The organism is Sphingobium sp. CECT 9361 (assembly GCF_918741285.1).
Taxonomy (GTDB): domain Bacteria; phylum Pseudomonadota; class Alphaproteobacteria; order Sphingomonadales; family Sphingomonadaceae; genus Sphingobium.
On the sequence record NZ_CAKKNC010000002.1, the window covers coordinates 134,395 to 149,397 of the forward strand.

General features: G+C 61.8%; 15 protein-coding genes. 9 read left to right on the top strand and 6 right to left on the bottom strand.

The genetic code is table 11. The annotated features are described in order from the left end of the window. Positions 1–118 precede the first annotated feature (118 nt). The 4 genes from LQ220_RS05840 to LQ220_RS05855 all read left to right on the top strand — a co-directional run bounded on the left by LQ220_RS05840 (position 119) and on the right by LQ220_RS05855 (position 2,509). Positions 119–835 carry a glutathione binding-like protein gene (locus LQ220_RS05840; protein WP_230187368.1) on the top strand — a complete coding sequence of 239 codons (717 nt, stop codon included), beginning with the start codon at positions 119–121 and terminating at the stop codon, positions 833–835. Between the two features lie 87 nt (positions 836–922). Beyond that, a complete protein-coding gene (locus LQ220_RS05845; RefSeq protein ID WP_230187369.1) occupies positions 923–1,183 on the top strand; it encodes a DUF6356 family protein in 261 nt (86 codons plus the stop codon). Positions 1,184–1,882: 699 nt separating this feature from the next. Further along, positions 1,883–2,035: a hypothetical protein gene (locus LQ220_RS05850; protein WP_230187370.1), complete on the top strand. Its 153-nt coding sequence runs from the start codon at positions 1,883–1,885 to the stop codon at positions 2,033–2,035. Between the two features lie 75 nt (positions 2,036–2,110). Further along, complete coding sequence (locus LQ220_RS05855; protein WP_230187371.1) at positions 2,111–2,509, top strand: VOC family protein; 399 nt, start codon at positions 2,111–2,113, stop codon at positions 2,507–2,509. A gap of 238 nt (positions 2,510–2,747) precedes the next feature. Here LQ220_RS05855 and LQ220_RS05860 read toward each other — a convergent pair whose 3' ends face one another. The 6 genes from LQ220_RS05860 to LQ220_RS05885 form a co-directional block, all read right to left on the bottom strand. Next, a complete protein-coding gene (locus LQ220_RS05860; RefSeq protein ID WP_230187372.1) occupies positions 2,748–2,969 on the bottom strand; it encodes a hypothetical protein in 222 nt (73 codons plus the stop codon). 57 nt (positions 2,970–3,026) lie between these two features. Continuing rightward, positions 3,027–4,301, bottom strand: coding sequence for an N-succinylarginine dihydrolase (locus tag LQ220_RS05865; RefSeq protein ID WP_230187373.1), 1,275 nt, complete (start codon positions 4,299–4,301; stop codon positions 3,027–3,029). Between the two features lie 4 nt (positions 4,302–4,305). After that, complete coding sequence (locus LQ220_RS05870; protein WP_230187374.1) at positions 4,306–5,322, bottom strand: arginine N-succinyltransferase; 1,017 nt, start codon at positions 5,320–5,322, stop codon at positions 4,306–4,308. Beyond that, positions 5,319–6,563, bottom strand: coding sequence for a hydrolase (locus tag LQ220_RS05875; protein ID WP_230187375.1), 1,245 nt, complete (start codon positions 6,561–6,563; stop codon positions 5,319–5,321). The genes LQ220_RS05870 and LQ220_RS05875 overlap by 4 nt, the downstream gene beginning before the upstream one ends. Positions 6,564–6,612: 49 nt before the next feature. Further along, positions 6,613–7,563: a DUF481 domain-containing protein gene (locus LQ220_RS05880; RefSeq protein ID WP_230187376.1), complete on the bottom strand. Its 951-nt coding sequence runs from the start codon at positions 7,561–7,563 to the stop codon at positions 6,613–6,615. Positions 7,564–7,642: 79 nt separating this feature from the next. Beyond that, positions 7,643–8,119, bottom strand: a complete 477-nt coding sequence (locus LQ220_RS05885) for an RNA pyrophosphohydrolase (RefSeq protein ID WP_230187377.1) — start codon at positions 8,117–8,119, stop codon at positions 7,643–7,645. Positions 8,120–8,244: 125 nt separating this feature from the next. On the opposite strand from LQ220_RS05885, the gene LQ220_RS05890 reads away from it, so the two are divergent. From LQ220_RS05890 to LQ220_RS05910, 5 genes are all read left to right on the top strand, one after another. After that, positions 8,245–9,156: a histone deacetylase gene (locus tag LQ220_RS05890; protein WP_230187378.1), complete on the top strand. Its 912-nt coding sequence runs from the start codon at positions 8,245–8,247 to the stop codon at positions 9,154–9,156. Between the two features lie 119 nt (positions 9,157–9,275). Next, positions 9,276–11,159: a 2-oxoacid:acceptor oxidoreductase subunit alpha gene (locus LQ220_RS05895; RefSeq protein ID WP_230187379.1), complete on the top strand. Its 1,884-nt coding sequence runs from the start codon at positions 9,276–9,278 to the stop codon at positions 11,157–11,159. Between the two features lie 40 nt (positions 11,160–11,199). Next, a complete protein-coding gene (locus tag LQ220_RS05900; RefSeq protein WP_230187380.1) occupies positions 11,200–12,231 on the top strand; it encodes a 2-oxoacid:ferredoxin oxidoreductase subunit beta in 1,032 nt (343 codons plus the stop codon). 57 nt (positions 12,232–12,288) lie between these two features. Then, positions 12,289–13,665, top strand: coding sequence for a deoxyribodipyrimidine photo-lyase (locus LQ220_RS05905; RefSeq protein WP_230187381.1), 1,377 nt, complete (start codon positions 12,289–12,291; stop codon positions 13,663–13,665). A 36-nt stretch (positions 13,666–13,701) separates the two neighbouring features. After that, on the top strand, positions 13,702–14,970 hold the full coding sequence (locus LQ220_RS05910) for a cyclopropane-fatty-acyl-phospholipid synthase family protein (RefSeq protein ID WP_230187382.1): 1,269 nt from the start codon (positions 13,702–13,704) through the stop codon (positions 14,968–14,970). The last annotated feature ends 33 nt before the right edge of the window (positions 14,971–15,003 follow it).

Here is a 15,003-nt window from a genome sequence, read left to right on the forward strand (position 1 = left end):
CAAATGTCGCAGCCTCCTTCGATAAAAATCGCTGTGCCCCGTTGAACCGTTACACCTGCGTCCTAGCTATGTCGGGACAGCGTGGCCCACCGCCGCGTATCGAAGGAGCCTCCCCGCGATGATCGATCTGTATTACTGGCCCACCCCCAATGGGCATAAGGTGACTCTTTTCCTGGAGGAAGCGGGCATTCCCTACACCCTCCACGGCATCAACATCGGCAAGGGCGAGCAGTTCACACCCGAGTTTCTGGCGATCTCCCCCAACAACAAGATGCCCGCGATAGTCGACAACGCGCCGAAGGAGGGCAGCGGATCTGTTGCGCTATTCGAATCGGGTGCGATCCTGCTGTATCTGGCGGAAAAGACCGGTCAGTTCCTGCCCACCGACGCGCACGGTCGCAATGAAGTGCTGCAATGGCTGTTCTGGCAAGTCGGCGGACTTGGCCCGATGGCTGGGCAGACCCATCATTTCCGTAACTATGCGCCGGAGAAAATCCCCTACGCCGTTGATCGCTACGTCAACGAAACCAATCGCTTGTACGGCGTTTTGAACAAGCGCCTCGCGGATCGGGCGTTCGTTGCAGGCGAGGCGTATTCGATTGCCGACATGGCGATCTATCCGTGGATCGTTCCGTTTGAAGCGCAGGGACAGGATCTCGCAGAGTTCCCCAATGTGCATCGCTGGTTCGATGCAATCGCGGCGCGGCCTGCGACAACACGCGCCTATGCGCGCGGGCCGGAGATCAATCCCAACCCGCCGGGCATCCGCACGGAGGAAGAACGCAAGATTCTGTTCGGGCAGAGCGCAAAATCGATCGAATCCGCGAAAAACTGACGATTTGGCCTTCGGCTCTGGCCCTTCGCGGGGGCTTGCTCTATGTTTGCGTGCATCCCATCCACCGCAAGGGGCCAGAGCCGGACCATGTTCCAGACGTTTTTCCTCGATCATCCACGCCGGGTCGGCGAGACCTATTGGGGCCATGCGCATACCGCCGGATCGTTCGGCGTGCGGATGGTGATCGGGGGCGTCGCGTGCATGATCCACGGGCTGCTCCCTGCTTTCTTCGTCAAGACCGGCAGCACGACCGTCCGCAACCTGTATGGCGAGATGCAGCCGCGTAGCGAACGCGCCAGCCGCGCCGAAATGCCTCCGCTGCAGTTTCTGCCGGAGTATGAGATTTAGGGGCGTAGGGGGTCGGAAGGTGACACAGGTGACACTACGTTAGCACCCATAGGTGTTCGGGCGTGGTGTTCGGCGGGCGTGCGCGGTGCCGGTTTAGGGCCGCAGATTTTGCGAAAAGCCTCAAAAGCCTCACTACGTCACCACCCATTTGCGTTTTCCTTGGGGAATGTGGGCTGCAGTTCTCCTGCGAAAGCAGGAGTACAGAGTGTTGGGCACAACCTTCGCGATATGCCCTGGGCTCCTGCCTGCGCAGGAGCACCGTGGAGAGTTGGGTTTCGCCGGGAAACGGTGAAATAAGTGCCCATACTTCCACTCTTCCTTCTCCGAAAAAATTCAGACCAGCCGACAGGCTCCCCGCCTGAAACAAACATAGTGGTGCAGCATCAGGCGCTGCGGTCCCGCTGGTGCCGCTTCGTCATCGCCAGTACACATAGTGAAATCGAACTACCGCTCGGCTGTCCTGCCCCAAGGGCGGAAGGGGAGCGCGGCATGGACTTCGGTGCAGTGCGTCAGGTTGGGCACGCTCGGGGGTTTAGCGGAGCAGGTGGGGTGTAGGACAGGGTAATGTGTGAGCTGGATGGGGGCGGCAGCGACCCTCCACCCTCGTCATTCCCGCAAAAGCGGGAATCCATTTCCGATCATCTCGACCACATCTGACGGCCGGGATGACGATGACGGGCGGATGGCAGAATTTCCGCGATGATGCTCCTGACACAGTTTCAGGGCGTTCGGTTCCATCGACAGATCGCCTTCGCTGGCCATCAAGCACCCGCGTCCAGCATGCGCCATCCCCAAGGCAATATCCTCGCCACTATGCTCGAACACGCCAAGGTCGACCTGATCCGAGCGTGACTGTGCTTTCGATTCTGCTATTGCCCGAACGCGGGCGCCGTTCAATCATGACATGGCCCGAGTAGGAGAAGATGCATGCTTTTTCACACGATGGTGGGATCGAACGACATCGAACGGGCAAAGCGCTTTTACGACGCGGTACTTGGCACCCTTGGAGTTGGGGAAGCGATCGTTAACGTAGCCGACAGTGGCCACACGCGCCTGATCTACAACAGTGGGAATGGCGCGAATTTCATTGTTACCCAGCCGATCAACGACGAACCGGCAACCGTCGCGAACGGCAGCACCGTTGCTTTCTCCTGCAACTCGCCAGAGCAGGTGAAGCAGTTCCACGATGCCGCAGTCGCCAATGGCGGCGCGTCGATTGAGGCAGCGCCCGGTCCGCGCGAAACAGCGTCTATGGGTACGATCAACCTCGCCTATTTCCGCGATCCGGATGGCAACAAGCTTTGCGGAATCTATCTCCCTAAGTAATCCTGCGTTTCATGGTTAGCTGCCCGCCAGTGCTCTGGTCGGGCAGCTAATATCGCCTGACAAAGATCAAGACAGCGATGAGCCTGTTGTATCTCTCAAGGTGACGTTGGGGTGCATTAGCTCCCTTACTCGGGCCTGGCGAAGACGAGATAGCGGGTTGACGAAAGCGGGTTTCGTGAGGGGGCATCGTCGACCTTGACGCCCGACTTTTGCCGACGCCCGAAGGTCAACCCATGCTTTAGAACTGCCACCGCCGCTGCATGTCCACTGCGTCCAGAACCTTGCCGCCTGCCATGAACACTGCGCCCGTGCAGCAGAGCGCCAGCAACTGCCCACCGACGCCGGGATACTGGTCCATATACACCATCCCGCGTTCCGTCGCGCCCAGCGCGAGTGCGTAGATCACGAGGAACGCTTCGAACTTGGTCTTGATCGTGAAAAGGCGTTTGATCTTGTGCATGGCGACCCCGTGTCCGGCAAGACAAGCGGACGATGGAGAGCGATTGCCGCCGCCCGATCAGTCCGTCTCAGCCTCAACACATAGGTCGCGGGAAAGCTGCAAATGGTCAACAAGGGTTAACCACGATTGTTCGACTTTTGCGATCAGATGAGGGTCGGAAAGGTCTGCGGGGGCAATCTGTTCGGGCCAATGGTCTGCGATAACGGCGGCTATGCCGTCCAGTTTTGCGTCAGTGACGAGGAGCCGCTCGTCGATGTCCAGCGGATCGGCAACGACGCGAAGGCGCAGGCAGGCGGGGCCGCCGCCATTGGCCATGGATTGCCGCACATCGACGGGGATCACCTGCCGGATCGGGCCGTTGCCGGTCAGCAGCGTTTCGAGCCATTGCCATACGGCGGGGGTCGCCTGCGCTTCGGTGGGTACGATCAGGGCCATGCCCGCGCCATCGGGCAGGGTCACGAGCTGCGCGTTGAAGAGGTAGCTTTTGATCGCATCGGACAGGCTGACCGCGCTGTCGGGCACTTCGACGATCTCAACTGAGGGGAGCAGGCGGCGCAGGTCGGTGAAAAAGCTGTGCTTGTCGGCAAAGGCGCGTTCGTGGGCGAACAGCACCCGCTCGTTGGCTACGGCCACAACATCGTTGTGGAAGGCGCCTGCAGCGATGGCTTCTTCGGACTGTTCGACGAAGAGGGTGCGGGCGAGGTCCAGGCCGTGCATGCGGGCGACGGCCTTGCTGGCCTCGACATGCTGACGCGCGGGGAAGGCACCGCCTGCGCGACCGTAGACGAAGACTTCGACGCCGGGGGCAGCGTGGGTATCGCACAGGCGCATGTGATTCGCTGCGCCTTCGTCGCCGAAGGGTGCGGGGACGGGGGCGTGGACAGCGAACCGATCCGAGCGGAAGGCGACGCGCAATTGCGCCAGCGTCTGCGGCCATTCGTGGCTGCGGTGGGGCATGGTGACGAGGTTGGCGACGGTCAGGTGGCATCGGCCGTCGCCGGTGTCGGTGGCGGGGGAAACAGTCGCGGCGTTGGCGGCCCACATCGACGAAGCGGAGAAGGCGGCGGCGCGCATATGCGGCTCAGCACTCGCCATGTCGGTGCCGAGGCTGGCAAGCCATAGGTGGTCGGGGCGGCGCTGCGGCAGGAAGATGCCCTGGCGCAGGCCAAGCGCGATGTTGGCGCGCATCTTGGCGATGCCTTCGAGTGCGGCACGGCGCGGGAAGGAGGGCGCGCCGGCATTGTTGGCGGAAGCGAGATTGCCGAGGCTGAGGCCGGCATAATTGTGGCTGGGGCCGATGATGCCGTCGAAATTGATTTCAGTGACTGCCATAAGATCAGCGCCCCACCATCGAGAAGCTGTCGCCCGGCGAAAGGCCGAGCAGCGCTATGCTGGCGGCGTCGAGCGCGGCGGTGCCGTCTTCCCCCTCGACCACCTGACCGTAGGCGCAGCGATAGTCAGCGCGTTTGCCGCGGGCGATCAGCACCTTGTCGCCGCGCTCCGTATGCGTGCCGGACAGAGTGACGTTGCGCGCTTCGGCTACGGTGCGCAGGCTGTCGATCTGCCCCACCATCGTCGGGCCGCCATCGAAAATGTCGACATAGCCAGCGTTCTTGAATCCTTCCGCCTCCAGCATCCGCATCGCGGCGCGGCCATTGGGGTGGGGCAGGCCGATGACCGAACGCGCGTGATCGGTCAGCATCGCGGTGTAGATCGGCGTCTTGGGCATCAGGTCGGCAATGAACTGATAGCCGTTGATGGCATTGAACTCATCGGCTTCCTGAAAGCTCATGCCGAAAAAGCGACCGGCGAGACCGTCCCAGAAGGGCGAGCCGCCCGCTTCGTCGATGACGCCGCGCAATTCGGCGATTACGCGGTCGCCAAAGCGGGCGCGATGCTGGCGGATGTAGAGATAGCGGCTGCGAGCCAGCAACAGGCCCAGCCCTTCGGCGCGTTCGCGCGGGTGGAGGAACAGGCCGCCGACTTCGGTCGATCCTTCCAGATCGGTCGTGAGGGTGAGCATTTCGGCGCGGAATGTGCGACCCAGTTCCCGGCTGTGCTGGGTCAGGGTGCCGAGGCGGTAGGAATAGAAGGGGTGCTTCTGCCCGACTTCGCTGAAGAGCTGGCAGGTGCCGCGTACTTGGCCCGTCTCGCTGTTTTCCAGCACGAGGACGATCATCTCATCGGTCATGCTGTCGTCGGGGCGGGCAAGCGCCTCTGCCGTCCGCTCCAGCTTGGCCGAGAGGGACTTGCGATCGGGCGGCAGATTCGTGAAACCGCCACCGGTTAGCTTCGCCATTTCGTACAATGTCTGAAGATCGTCCGGTCGCGCCGGTCGCATGAAGAATGTCACTTTATCCCCCCGTTATTATCGAATTGCCCCGCCGCGATCCGCATCAGCGTCAGCGCAGAAAGTCGTGCGCGTTCGGGCAGGCTGTCGGTTATCAGAAATTCGTCATGGCTGTGGATGCTGCCGCCGCGCGCGCCCATCGTATCGACGACTGGCACGCCGCAGGCCGCGATGTTGTTGCCGTCGCACACGCCGCCGGTATCGCGCCACGCAATCGGCAAGCCAAGATCCGCGCCGCATCGCTTCACCAGGCCGAAGAGCCGTTCCGCTTTGTCGTCCATCGGCTTGGGCGGACGACCGAAGCCGCCATGGCGCTGAATGAGGACGTCATGCTCCAGAGCGACGTCGGCGATCACGCGGTCAATGAGTGCGTTCGCTGCCACTTCGTCAGCCGGGGTGCGGGGGCGGAAATTGACGCGCAGCACCGCCTGATCGGGCACGACGTTATTCGGCCCACCGCCGTCGATCTTCGCGGGGTTGCAGGAAAAGCCGCGCCCATCGGGCGTCACGCCACTTGCGGCCTTCAGGCGCAGGGCAATGTCGGCTGCGGCGATCAGGGCATTACGGCCATCCTCCGGATTGCGGCCCGCATGGGCGCTGCGCCCGAAAACGATGATCGAGAAATTGCCGCTACCGGCCCGCGCACCGGCCAGCGTACCGTCGGGCAAAGCGGATGGCTCATAGGTCAGCGCCGCAACCTTTCCCCGCGCCGCGCGGGCGATCAACGCGGCGGAGGCAGGGCTTCCCACTTCCTCGTCGCTGTTGATGATGACTTCATAGCCGATGCTAGCCGCAGTCGGGCTGCGTTCCAGCGCGGTCAGCGCCGCCAGCATAATCGCGATCCCGCTTTTCATGTCCGCGACACCGGGGCCGTTCAGCACCCCCGACTCCAGCCATCGCAATCCCTGAAAACTGTCAGAGGCGGCAAAGACCGTATCCATATGCCCGGTCAGCAGTACTTGCACGGGCGCATCGGGGCGGACCTTCAGATGCAGATGCTGGCCATGAAGCAGGGGCACGACCTGCCCATCGGCAGCCACGGCATCCACCGGGGCTGGATCGACCAGCGCGAGATCGCCGGGCAGAATGGCAAACACATCGGCCAGCAGCCCGGCCATCGTCGCCAGTCCAGCCAGATTGCGCGACCCGGTGTTCACTGCCGACCACTGTTCGACCTGCGCCAGCATCGGCGCGGCGGCGGCAGCGTCAATCACGATCTGCTCGGATAAGGATATTGCGCTCATCGGCAACACTCTAACAGAGGGGAGCGTGCGCCTCCACCCCCGTCAATTGTCAGAAATCGTAGACGAGCGTCACTTTGCTGAGTGTATCGGTTCGACCGTCGGTCAGCAGCGTTTCCGCTTCGCGTTGCACGTTATATGACAGCCGCGCGGTAACACGCGAAATGAGGCGCGCATCTAATGATGTGAGCAAAGTCGCGCTTTTCAATTCATCCTCAAGATAGGCGGACCCATTCTGGCGGAAGGTCACCGCCGGGGTCAGCTTCCATGCCAGATCGTAGGAAGATCGGGCACCGACCTTACTTTCCGTCTCATCGAGCGTGTAGTCCACGAAGCGCACGGATGGGCCAAGGTTCATCGACAGATCGAGGGATTTGTTCTGCACCACGCGGTAACCGACGCCGAAGGATGCCGTGTAGCGGCTTTCATAGCCGAGGAAGGGATCGCGTTCGAACTGACCCAGCCCATAAGTATAGCCCTTGGGATCGAACTGATAGCGGGTTTCATAGGAACCCACGAAGCGTTCGCGCGATGTCGCGCCATTGGCGCGGCGATAGTCGGCGCTGCCCTGAATTTTATGGAGCCATTTGAGCCCTTGCCGCTGGATGCTGATCCCGGCGCTGATGCCCACTTCCTCCGCGCTGCCGGTGGACAGGAACCCGCCCAGTTCTCCGCGTCCGTCCCATAAAGCCAGCATATTGGGATCGCTCAGCTTTTCCTGGCGGGCGGTCGCAACGGTCGCACGATGCGCGTTCACCATTGCGGCAATTTCAGCGCTGGCTTCGGGGTTGGTCTGCTGCGCGATTTTCGAAACGGCGGAGATGTCGCCTTCATTGCCGCTCGCAATCGCCGTTTCCAGCATTTTGCGCACCGCTTCGGGGAGGGGCGGCGGGGCAGGGGTCTTTGCGGCTGGGGGCGGGCCGTCAACCGTTTCCGCGTTAACGGCAGGCGCCGTCAGTAAGGCAGCACAAAGCAGTACGGGAACGCGAAAACCATGATGCATTGCGGCTTAGTACAGTTTTCTGCCGATATTTGAACCCACTTGGTCGGCTGGAACGACCATTCCAGCGCAAAGACGGCGATCAGATAAGGTGGCCGAACTCTTTCAGCAGGTCGCGATACAGCTTCTTCTTGAACGGCACGATCAGTTCGGGAAGCGTTTCAGGCGGCGTCCACTGCCAAGCCCGAAATTCGGGATGGGCCGTCTGAATATTGACGTCGTCATCGCTCCCGCCGAAGCGTGCGAGATACCACACTTGCCGCTGACCACGATATTTCCCGCCCCATATCTTTCCGACCAACTCGTCGGGCAGATCGTAGAAATAGTCTTCTTTCGATTGGGCGATGATGTTGACGTGCGCCGCGTCAATACCGGTTTCCTCGTTCAACTCACGCAGTGCGGTCTCGCGAGGTTCCTCGCCGGGGTCGATCCCGCCCTGCGGCATCTGCCAGGCTTCCACCCTGTTGTCGATCCGCTGGCCCACGAACACATGCCCGTGCATGTTGACCAGCATGATCCCCACGCAGGGCCGATAGGGAAGGTCGGTTTTCTTAGGCATAAGTCCTGATGTCTCTGTCGGATCGGCCAAATCGGTGTGCCACCGGGCCGATGGATAAATGTTGGACGAACGGAGGGAATCGGCGCAAACACCAATGCCCTCCTGTTGCTGGGTAGATAGGCTGCATGTTCCCGCTCGTCCATCATCAGGATTACAGTTTGCGGCAGGATGCCGATCCGTCGCGTGCAATCCGCTTTCCGTGGGACAAATATACGCTGGTGCGCGACATCCTTCGGGCCGATCCCGACCCGCCGACGGAGCATGAGGCGCCGCTGATATCGCAGGGATGGGTCGAGGCGGTGCATGATTCCAGCTATGTCGGAGAAGTGCTGAGTGCCGCTGTTCCGCCGGAAAAGGCGCGGCGTATCGGCTTTCCGATCACGCTGTCCCTTGCCCGCCGTGCATTACGTACCAGCGGGGGGACATGGATGGCGGCACGGCTGGCGCTTGAGCGCGGCTATGCGGCGAACGGGGCGGGGGGTAGCCATCATGCGCTGTACGATACCGGCGCGGGCTATTGCATTTTCAACGATCTGGCGATTGCCGCGCACCGATTGCTGACGGAAAAGCAGGTGCGGCATGTCCTGATCGTCGATCTCGACGTGCATCAGGGCGATGGAACGGCATCGTTGTTAGCCGGACGGCATGACGTCACGACCTTCTCCATGCATGCGGAGAAGAACTTCCCGGCGCGCAAGGCGCAATCGACGCTCGATCTGGAATTGCCCGATGGCACGGAGGATGACGCCTATCTCGATGCGCTGGAAGACGCGCTGCCGCGCCTGATCGACCGATGCCGTCCCGATATCATTCTGTATCAGGCGGGTGTGGATGCCCATGAAGACGACCGGCTGGGGCGGCTTGCTCTGACGGATGTCGGTTTGACCGCGCGTGACAGTTTCGTCGGTGGGGAAGCAAGGCGGCGCGGCATCCCGCTCGCGTCGGCATTGGGGGGTGGCTATGGCCTCGACCAGCACGCCGTGGCGCGCCGGCATGCCGACGCCATGCGTGTGCTGGCGATGAGCTATTATCGATGACGGCACGTGCTGGAAACTTCCCCATGGGCCGTGCCCACGAAAACTATTTTGTAGAGGCCGTCCGTCGGGCGTAGGAAAGCCATACCGGATGGCCGGACATCGAGCACAGGACCGCGTTTATGGCGACCGTCGCACAGATCACGCCCGACATTATGCCGATGGCCCCCATCGCGCCCGACGCGGTCGTTGTCCGCTTTGCCGGCGACTCCGGTGACGGGATGCAACTGACCGGGGGACAATTCACGCTTTCGACGGCGCTGGCCGGGAACGACTTGTCGACCTTTCCCGATTTTCCGGCGGAAATCCGCGCGCCGCAAGGGACGCTGTTCGGCGTCTCGGCGTTTCAGATCAATTTCGGATCGACCGACATTACCACTGCGGGCGATGCACCCGATGTGCTGGTGGCGATGAACCCTGCGGCGCTCAAGACCAATGTGATCGACCTGAAGCCGGGCGGCTTGATCATTGCCGATACGGGAGAGTTCAACGACCGCAATCTGGCCAAGGCAAAGTATACGGCCAACCCGCTGGAAGATGGAAGCCTTGCCAAATGGCAGTTGCTCTCGTTCGACATTTCTCAGCGTACGCTGGAAAGCGTGAAACCCTTCGGTCTGGGCAACAAGGAAGCGTTGCGCTGCAAGAACATGTGGACGCTGGGGCTCGCCCTCTGGATGTTCGATCGCGACCGCCAGCCAATCGTCGACTGGCTCACGAGCAAGTTCGCCAAAAGCCCCGTACTGGCAGACGCCAACATCGCCGCGCTGAATGCGGGTCACGCCTATGGCGAAACGGCGGAAATCGGCGGCGGGGGGCTCGATCTCAAGCAGCTTCATGTGGCCGCGGCGCCTGCGCCTGCTGGCCTGTATCGCACCGTCACGGGCGCGGAAGCGATTTCGCTGGGCTTGGTTGCGGGGACGCAACTTGCCAGCCTGCCGATGTTCTTTGGCGGCTATCCGATCACGCCAGCGTCGGCAATCCTGCACCACCTTTCGCGGCTCAAGGAATATGGGGTCACCACCTTCCAGGCCGAAGATGAGATTGCGGCCATCTCGTCGGCCATTGGCGCAAGCTATGCCGGGCAACTGGGCGTCACCTCGTCATCGGGGCCGGGCATCGCGCTGAAAGGCGAAGCGATGGGTTTGGCGATCATGACCGAGCTGCCGCTGGTGATCGTCAATTCGCAGCGCGGTGGGCCGTCGACCGGGCTTCCCACCAAGACCGAGCAGTCCGATCTGTATCAGGCAGTGTACGGCCGCAATGGCGATGCGCCGATGCCTGTCATTGCCGCGCGCTCGCCGGCCGATGCGTTCGATTGCGCCATCGAAGCGGTGCGGATCGCCACGCGCTACATGACGCCGGTCATGCTGCTGACCGACGGTTATATCGCCAATGCGGCCGAGCCGTGGAAAGTGCCGGACATGGCCAGCTATACGCCGTTTCCCGTGACGTTCATGGAAGAGCCGCAGGAAAGCGGATTCCTGCCCTATGGCCGCGACGAAAAGCTGGCGCGTCCCTGGGTGAAGCCAGGAACGCCGGGTCTGATGCACCGCATTGGCGGCATCGAAAAGCAGGTCGATACCGGCCATATCGAATATTCCCCCGCAAACCATCAGGCGATGACCGAACTCCGCCGGGACAAGGTCTTGGGCATTGCGAACGACATTCCCGATCAGGCGGTGGAAATCGGGCAGGCAGGCGGGAAGCTCGCCATCGTTGGCTGGGGATCGACTTTCGGGCCGATCTATCAGGCGGTGCGCCGCGCGCGGGCCAAAGGGTTGGACGTCAGCCATATCCACCTGCGCTACATATGGCCCATGCCGAAAAATTTGGGCGATCTTCTAAAGTCTTACGATACGATCCTCGTGCCGGAAATGAACACTGGACAATTGAAGACGGTGCTGCGCGACCAGTATCTGGTCGACGCCAGGCCGCTCAACAAAGTGTCCGGCCAACCCTTCCGCATCGCCGAAATAGAGGCCGCTATCGACGCCGCGCTCGCCTGACCGAACCCCGTGCATATGCGCGACCTTAGGGAAGTTTGCCATGAACGACATGACGCCCATCACGCTGACGCCCAAGGATTGGGAAACCGATCAGGAAGTGCGCTGGTGTCCCGGTTGCGGCGATTACGCAATCCTCAAGGCCGTGCAGCGCACCTTGCCGGAGATCGGTGCGACGCCCGCGAACACTGTGTTCGTCAGCGGTATTGGTTGCTCCTCGCGCTTTCCCTACTACATCGAAAGCTACGGCTTCCACACCATTCACGGGCGTGCCCCTGCTTTTGCTACGGGCGTAAAGCTGGCGAACCCTAGCCTCGACGTATGGATTGTCACCGGCGACGGCGACGGGCTATCCATCGGCGGCAATCACATGATGCACATCCTGCGTCGCAACCTCGATTGCCAAATCCTGCTTTTCAACAATGAGATCTACGGCCTGACCAAGGGGCAATACTCGCCCACCAGCCGCGAAGGCACCAGGAGCCCTTCAACGCCCTTCGGATCGGTCGACCACCCCGCTAAGCCGGCAGCGTTCGCACTGGGTAGCGGCGCGCGGTTCGTGGCGCGGGGCTTCGACGTGTCGAAGAAGCTGCCCGATGTCCTCAAAGCCGCCCACGCCCATAAAGGCGCGGCGTTCGTGGAAATCTTCCAGAACTGCATCGTTTATAACAAGGACGTCTTCGCTGACTTCACCGAGAAGAAGAATGCGGACGAAGGGCAGCTTTGGCTGGAGAATGGCAAGCCGATGCTGTTCGGCAATATGAAGGTCGGCAGTACGAAGGGGATTGCGCTGGACCGGCAGAAGCTGACGCTCAAGGTCGTCGATGTGGTGGATGGCGACTGGCAGGCGGCGGACGTGATCGTCCATGATGTCACGAACCGTTCGCTCGCGCACATGCTGGTAGAAATGCCGTTCGGCCTGTTCCCGATGGCGCTGGGCGTCCTGTATGACGATCCCGCGCCGACCTTCGAAAGCGCTGTGATCGCGCAGAACGCGATGGCAGCGAAGGGGAAGGTGCCGGACATTCAGAAACTGGTGTCGCAGGGTCAGACCTGGACCGTGGCGAAGGCTTAGGGCCGAAATCTCCGATAGAGGTGGAACGTAGCGCCGCATCCGGGCATTGGGCGGTGGATGACGACTCCTGTGTTGCTATGGTTCCGCCGCGATCTGCGCCTTTCCGATCAGGCCGCTTTGCTGGCGGCGGTGGAGGAGGGGCCGGTTATCCCGGTTTACATACTGGACGACGATACGCCCAAGCATCGCAAGATGGGCGGTGCCTCGCGCTGGCGGCTGCACCATAGCCTCGAAAGTCTGGATGCATCGTTGCGGGAGAAGGGGTCGCGGCTGATCCTGCGGCAGGGCAATAGCGTCGAGGTTCTGGCGGCGCTCGCCGAAGAGACTGGCGCAACCCGCGTACATGCCTTGCGTCATTACGAGCCGTGGTGGATCAACGCGGAAAAGCAGGTGGGCGAAGCGCTCTACCTGTGCCTGCATGACGGCAATTACCTACTGCCGCCCGGAACGGTGCGGACGGGGAGCGGGGGGCTGTTCAAGATCTATACGCCGTTCTGGCGGGCACTTAGTCAGCACATGCCGCCGCCCGAGCCGCGCGCTGCGCCCAAGGCAATCCCTGCGCCGGCGAAGTGGCCGGAGAGCGATGTGCTTAAGGACTGGGCGTTGCTGTCGAGCAAGCCGGATTGGGCGAAGGGCTTTGCCGATGAATGGTCCCCCGGGGAAGCGGACGCAGCGCGCCGTTTGGAGGACTTTGCGCCTGAGGCGGTGGCCTATGACGAGGCGCGCAATTTGCCGTCGCAGGAAGGGACTTCGCGTCTGTCGCCGCATCTGCATTTCGGGGAAATATCACCTGCGGCGGTGTGGCACACGATATCCAAGGTGCGCGGTAACCCCGAGACATATCTGAAAGAAATCGTCTGGCGCGATTATGCGCAGAACGTGATCTTGCAGCTACCGACCTATGGCAAGGACAATGGCCGTCCGCAATTTGACGCTATGCCGTGGCGCGATCTGAGGGAGGCTGGGGCCGACTTCAAGGCGTGGACGGAAGGGCGCACAGGCTATCCCATCGTCGATGCCGGGATGCGGCAGCTTTGGGCGACCGGCTGGATGCACAACCGCGTGCGGATGATTACCGCGAGCTTCCTCATCAAGCATCTGCTGATCGATTGGCGACATGGCGAGCAATGGTTCTGGGATACGCTGGTCGATGCCGATTACGGCAGCAACGCCACGAACTGGCAATGGGTGGCGGGTAGCGGTGTCGACGCGAATATGTTCGTGCGGATCATGGCGCCGCTGACCCAGTCGCCAAAATTCGACGCTGGCGACTATATTCGCCAATGGGTTCCAGAGCTTGCGGGCGTAAGCGGAGACGCGGTGCACGATCCTGAGGAGCGTGGTAGCCGACCTTCCGCCTATCCCCAGAAGATCATCGGCCATCGCGAAGCGCGCGAAAGAGCGCTTGCCGCGCATGCCCATGTCAAAGCCTGATTGATCCCGACCCTCACCCGGCGCTAGAGAGCCATCATGAACGCACAGCCCCCCAAGCGCGGCCGCCATATGGTCACGGCCGGCGGCGCCATTTTGCCCGGCGGTGGCCCGTTTGCGCGGACGATCGCCGGACGGTTTCAGGGCGTGCTCGACCGGATCGATGCGGGATTGGTTACGGGATCGCTGGAGGCGTATCTGCCTGATGGCACTACGCGGATATTGGGCGGTCGCGCCGATGGGCCATATTGTATCGTCCATCTGCGCGATTGGCGTGCGCTGGTTAGGCTGGGTCTGGGTGGATCGGTCGGATGGTATCGCGCCTGGACGCTGGGGGAATGGAGCAGCCCCGATCCGGTGCCGTTGTTTGCATTGTTCATGGCGAATGGCCGGACGTTGGGAACAACGGCGCGGGCGCGTGGGATCAACCGGTGGATCGGTAAAGCGGTCCAGTTCCTGCGGCGGAACAACCTTACCGGGTCGCGGCGTAATATCGCCTTTCACTATGACTTGGGTAATGACTTCTATCGGTTGTGGCTCGACAAAGAGTTGCATTATTCCAGTGGGTTGTTCGATGATCCTGCCGATACATTGGAGATGGCGCAGCAGCGCAAAGCGCGCGCCATTCTGGACCGACTGACGCTCAAGGATGGTGACGCGCTGCTGGAAATCGGTTGCGGATGGGGCGCGTTGGCGCAGGCGGCGCTGGAGACGGCGGACATCCGGTATGACGGGCTGACCTTATCGTCGGAGCAGCAGGTATTCGCCAAGGATCGGCTGGCCGATGCAGGCTTTGGCGACAAGGCGCAGGTGCATCTGACCGACTATCGGGACGCCAAGGGTGCCTATGACGCGGTTGCGAGTGTCGAAATGGTGGAAGCGGTCGGGCAACGCTATTGGCCCGATTATCTTGCTGCGATCCATCGGTTGCTGAAACCGGGCGGGCGGGCGGCGATCCAGTATATCTGCATCGATGATGCCTTGTTCGATCGATATGCGAGCAGCATCGATTTCATTCAGGCCTATGTCTTCCCCGGCGGGCTGCTGTTGTCGGAAAGCCGGTTTCGGGCGCTGGCGGAGGCGCAGGGGTTTGCGTGGCAGGAGCAGCGTAACTTTGGGCAGGACTATGCCGAAACGCTGCGCATCTGGCGCGAACGGTTCGATGTGGCGGTGGACGCGGGGCAGCTTCCCTGCAGCTTCGACGCGGAGTTCGTGAACCTGTGGCGATACTATCTGATGTATTGCGAAGGCGGGTTCCGCGGCGGCGGGATCGATGTGGCGCAGGTCACCTTGGTGCGGGGCAGTTAACCTCTAACCCGTTCGGGCTGAGCCTGTCGAAGC